Source organism: Kitasatospora sp. NPDC004799, assembly GCF_040609095.1.
In the GTDB taxonomy this organism is placed as follows: Bacteria; Actinomycetota; Actinomycetes; order Streptomycetales; family Streptomycetaceae; genus Kitasatospora.
The window spans coordinates 1-4,784 of the sequence record NZ_JBEXJK010000536.1; the positions used below are offsets into that span (position 1 = coordinate 1).

General features: G+C 73.6%; 4 protein-coding genes. 2 read left to right on the plus strand and 2 right to left on the minus strand.

What is annotated here, in order from left to right:
* Positions 1 to 2,565 (minus strand): aminopeptidase N (gene pepN / locus ABZW03_RS37390; RefSeq protein WP_355268820.1); only part of this gene is annotated, 2,565 nt, incomplete at its 3' end.
* 197 nt (positions 2,566 to 2,762) lie between these two features.
* On the opposite strand from pepN, the gene ABZW03_RS37395 reads away from it, so the two are divergent.
* A complete protein-coding gene (locus ABZW03_RS37395) occupies positions 2,763 to 3,266 on the plus strand; it encodes a hypothetical protein (protein ID WP_355268822.1) in 504 nt (167 codons plus the stop codon).
* 49 nt (positions 3,267 to 3,315) lie between these two features.
* Here ABZW03_RS37395 and ABZW03_RS37400 read toward each other — a convergent pair whose 3' ends face one another.
* Positions 3,316 to 3,693, minus strand: a complete 378-nt coding sequence (locus tag ABZW03_RS37400; RefSeq protein ID WP_355268824.1) for a nuclear transport factor 2 family protein — start codon at positions 3,691 to 3,693, stop codon at positions 3,316 to 3,318.
* Positions 3,694 to 3,931: 238 nt separating this feature from the next.
* On the opposite strand from ABZW03_RS37400, the gene ABZW03_RS37405 reads away from it, so the two are divergent.
* Positions 3,932 to 4,741 (plus strand): HEAT repeat domain-containing protein, encoded by an 810-nt coding sequence (locus ABZW03_RS37405; protein ID WP_355268826.1) that lies wholly within the window; start codon positions 3,932 to 3,934, stop codon positions 4,739 to 4,741.
* Positions 4,742 to 4,784 lie beyond the last annotated feature (43 nt).

Genomic DNA, 4,784 nt, shown 5'->3' on the forward strand with positions numbered 1-4,784 from the left:
GTGGCCTCGGCCGGGTAGCTCCCGGCCAGGGTGGTGTGGCGCCCGCGCAGCGGATCCCACCGGGCCAGCGAGGCGCAGCGTGTCCAGTTGGTCGACCAGTCCGCGCCGGGTCGCGACGGTGAGGTCCGGGTCGGCCAGGCAGGCCTCGGCCGCCCGCACGGTGTGCTCGGTGGCGGCGTGGGCGGGGAAGGCCGCCGTGGTGAGCACCCGGGCCAGGGCGGGGCCGCGGCGGGCGGCGGCCGGGCCCAGTTCCTCGAAGTAGCGGGTGGTCAGTTCGTCCAGCAGCTCGGCCTGCTCGGGCTGCCACAGTCCCTTGGCGGTGGCGGCGGCCAGGTAGTTGGAGAGCTCGCCGTGGAAGAGCGCCTGCCAGGCGGTCTCCTTGGCCGCCGGGTCGGGCAGTGCGGCACGGCAGCGGGCGGCGCCCCGCTCACCGGTGTCGCTGGGGTCGGCGGCGAATTCGGCGGCGATCTCCGGCTCGCCCGCCGCGCCGAGCACGCACAACCGCAGCAGCAGCTGCCAGCGCAGGTCCGGGTCGAGCGCCGGCCCGCCGGGGACCGTGCCGGCGGCCAGCCAGTCGCGCAGTTCGGCGGCCTGGGCCTCGTCGGCGGCGGTGGCGATGACGCCGCGGGCGGCCACCAGGCGCAGGCCGGTGCGGTCCGGTTCGCCTTCGGTGCGCCGCAGCAGGGTGCGGCAGACCCGGGCCAGTTCGGCGAGCGCGGCCGGGCGTTCGGCGGGTGGCACGGCGCTGTCCGCCACGAACTCGCGGGCGAAGGAGAGTACGGCGTCCACGAGGTGGACGGAGGTCTCGCCGGGCAGGTGGTCGGCGACGAGCCGCAGGTACTCGGCGGGCGCCAGCTCCCCGTCGCGCACCTGGTCGCGGGCGGCACTCCAGAGCACGGCCCGGGCGAGTTCCTCGGGGACGGCGCCGAGCGAGGTGCGTACGGTCTGCCAGGAGGCGGGGTCCAGCCGGATCTTGGCGTAGCTGAGGTCGGTGTCGTTCAGCAGGGTGAGGTCGGCGGGCGCTCCGGCGGCCCCGTCCCCGGTGCCGTGGGCGGCCGGGTCGAGCGGCACGCCGGTGCCGTCGGCGGCCAGGTCGAGCGGCACGCGCTCGGCCAGTTCCAGGGTGCCGTCGGCGGTGCGGCGGTAGTGGGCCGCGGTCAGCTGGTGCGGGCGCGGGGCGCCGTCGGGCGAGGTGTGCTCGATGCGGCCGTCGGTCAGCCGCAGGGTGTCCACGCCGGTGGTGCGCAGCCAGCGGTCGGCCCAGCCGTGGACGTCTCGGCCGCCGGCGGCGGTCAGGGCGCGGAGCAGGTCGTCGAGGGTGGCGTTGCCGAAGGCGTGCTCGTCGAAGTAGTCGTTGACTCCGGCGAGGAAGGCCTCCTCGCCGAGCCAGGCGACGAGCTGGCGCAGGACGGCGGCGCCCTTGGCGTAGGAGATGCCGTCGAAGTTCTGCAGGGCCTGGTCGGTGTCCTCCACGGTGCCGGGGGCGACCGGGTGGGTGGAGGGGCGCTGGTCGGCGTCGTAGCCCCAGGGCTTGCGGTCGGTGGCGAAGCCGGTCCAGGCGCCGGTGAAGCGGGTGGAGGCGGCGGTGACGCTGTAGGCCATGTACTCGGCGAAGGACTCGTTCAGCCACAGGTCGTCCCACCACTTCATGGTGACCAGGTCGCCGAACCACATGTGCGCCATCTCGTGGATGACCACCATGGCGCGTTCCTCGCGCTTGGTGTCGGCCACGGCGGAGCGGAAGACGTACTCGTCGCGCAGCGTGACGCAGCCCGGGTTCTCCATCGCGCCGGCGTTGAACTCCGGGACGAAGCACTGGTCGTAGCTGTCGAAGGGGTAGCGGTGGCGGAAGACCCGGTGGTAGTGGTCGAAGCCCTGGCGGGTGATCTCCAGGAGTTCGGCGGCGTCGGCGTCCAGGTGGGCGGCGAGCGAGCGGCGGCAGTGCAGGCCGAGCGGGATGCCGTCGTGCTCGGCGCGCACCGAGTGGAGGGGGCCGGCCACGAGGGAGACCAGGTAGCTGCTGATCGGCGGGGTGGGGGCGAACTCCCAGCGGCCGGGCGAGGTCTGGTCGCCCAGGCTGTTGCCGATCACGGTCCAGGGGCGGGGGGCGGTGACGGAGACCGTGTAGCGCGCCTTGAGGTCGGGCTGGTCGAAGGAGGCGAAGACGCGCGGGCCGTCGCCGAGGAAGGACTGGGTGTAGACGTAGTCCTCGCCGTCGGCGGGGTCGGTGAAGCGGTGCATGCCCTCGCCGGTGTGCGAGTAGGCCATGTCGGCTTCGACGGTGAGTTCGTTGTCGGCGGCGAGGTCGGTCAGCGGGAGGCGGCCGTCGCGGAGCGCGGTGACGTCGAGGTCGCGGCCGTTGAGGACGGCGCGGTGGAGGGCGGCCGGTATGACGTCGACGAAGGTGGCGGCCCCGGGGGTGGCGCAGGCGAAGCGGATCACGGTGGTGGAGCCGAACACCTCCCGGCCGCGGGTCAGGTCGAGGTCGAGGTGGACGGTGCGGACGTCGAGCAGGCTGTGGCGCTCGACGGCCTCGGTACGGGTGAGGACTGAGGTATCAGACACAGGGATCATGCTGCGCCATCCGGCGGGCGGCCGGTACCGGCTTTTCCGCCCCGGGCGCGCCGGGGGCCCGGGCGGGGTGCGCCGGTCATGTCCGCGAGGGTATGGCGCGATAACGAGATTGGTCTTGGAAAGGACCGACTCGCAGGTCGTAGCGTCGAGGGAGTCCGCGCAGGAGTTCACAGCGAAGGGGATCCACCATGGTCACCAACGGAAGCAGCCGCAGGTACCTGACGGTCAGGAGGCTCCTCGCCGCCTCGTTGGCCGCAGCCGCGATCGGGGTCGCCGCCGTGGGTACGGCGGACGCCGACAGCCCCCGAAGGGGCCGCGTCGAGGTCCTCGAACTCAAGGTCCAGAACGACCAGTACGAGGCCCTGGACCTCGGACCGGTCGGCCCGAGTCTGGGCGACATGGACGTCTACTCCGGCACCGCCGTCCAGGACGGCCGCAGTGTCGGACGCGGGGGCGGGTCGTGCCAGGTCGTCCAGATCGACGGTGGCGGAGTCACGACGCAGTGCCTGATCACCATGGCGGTCGACGGCGGCTCCCTGACGATGCAGTCGCTCTGGACCAAGGGCTCGAGCACCCCGCTCGACATGGCCGTCACCGGCGGTACGGGCGCCTACGCCAGTGCGCACGGCACCGTCCGCTTCTGGGACATCGGCACGCCGGACGAAAGGGCGCGGGCCGAGATCCAGCGCTGATGCGGAGCGTCCGGCCGGTGACGGAAGGACGGTTCAGGAGGCGGACGGTTCAGGAGGCGGACGGTTCGAGCTCCCCCGCGAAGACGATGAGCTGGTCGATGAGGCTGCGCCGCAGGTGGACGACGTCCGTTCCGGCCAGGCGCGGGCCTCCGTCCGGTGTGGTGAAGGCCCACTGGTACCGGGCCCACTCGCCGGGCATGTCCACCTCGGAGCAGCGCGCCATCGTGCCGGCCCCCGCCGGGTGGCGCCGGATGTCCAGCACGAACTGCTCGACCGCCGCGATTCCTTCGCTGCGGCCCAGCGGCCCCCAGAAGACCACGTCCGAGGTCAGGGCCTGGGAGAGTAGGGCGGTCACATAGCTGTCGTCCGTGGCGTTGAACGCGGAGATGAAGGTGTCGATCGCGGAGCGTGCCGTCTCTTCCTGCATGCCCCAGTAATACCAGCCGCTGCGCGTACACTCCTCCCCCGAACCGCCTTCCGATCACGGTGGACCGTGCCGGTCACGGCACTGGACGGCGACGGTCCCGGCGCGGGCGGAATCCGTTCGGCCGTGACCGCCGTCCGGTGGTGTCAGCGCGTCTGCGTAGAGTGCGGACATGTCAGGGAACGATGGATCCGCAGGGGCAGAGCCGGCAGAACGTGCCGCGCGTGCGGAGCTGCTGGGTGTGCTGGACGAGTTGGACGCGGGGCTGGCCGGCGGCATCGAGCGCGGGCCGGGTGCACACCGCCGGTTCGAGCGTCTGGTCGAGCGGCTTCGGACGCCGGCGGCCGCCTTCCTCCGGCCCGAGCTGGAGCGTCGGCTCGCCGACCACGTCGAGGCGAACGACTCGTTCGCCCGGGACCGGATCGCCCACGCCCTGGCGGGCGCCTGCGGCGAGGCGGCCCTGCCGGCCCTGCTGCGCGCGAGCGTGAGCGACCGCGACGACGACGGAGACACCCTGCGGCTCGACCTCCTCGCACTGTTCTCCGCCTGGCCCGGGACGGCGCACGATCTGCTGCTCGACTGCGTCGCCTCGCCCGACCCCGGGACGAGGAGGGTGGGCATCTGGGGCCTGAGCGTCACCGACTTCGGCGGGGCCGAGTACTTCGACCTCGTCGCCGACGCGGCCTCCGACCCGGACCCGGAGGTGCGCGCCGACGTGATGAGCACCCTCGGCAGCATCTTCGGCGTGGGGGATCCCCCACGGGCCCGAGCCCTTCTGATGGCCGGCGCCGGCGATCCCGCGCCCCAGGTGAGGTGCAGCGCCGTCCAGGCTCTCGGTTCGGCGCACGACCGGGCGGTCACCGACCTGCTGGTGGCCCGCGCCGAGGACACCGACCGCTGGGTCCGGTTCTGGGCCGCGTGGTCGTTGGCCCGCCGGCCCGGCCCGGCGGTACGCACCGCGCTCGAACGGCTGGCTGCGGACGAGGACGGGGACGTCCGTGAGGCCGCGCGCACGGCCCTGGCGTTTCCGACCAGCACGCAAGCCCCCTGAAGCCCGCAGGGCCGGGCCGCCGCCGGGCCGCCGCCGGGCGGGC

What these genes read in the sequence shown, in the direction of transcription:
- ABZW03_RS37400 (WP_355268824.1), bottom strand. Translation starts at nt 3,693, where the DNA reads ATGCAGGAAGAGACGGCACGCTCCGCGATCGACACCTTCATCTCCGCG.
- ABZW03_RS37395 (WP_355268822.1), top strand. Translation starts at nt 2,763, where the DNA reads ATGGTCACCAACGGAAGCAGCCGCAGGTACCTGACGGTCAGGAGGCTC.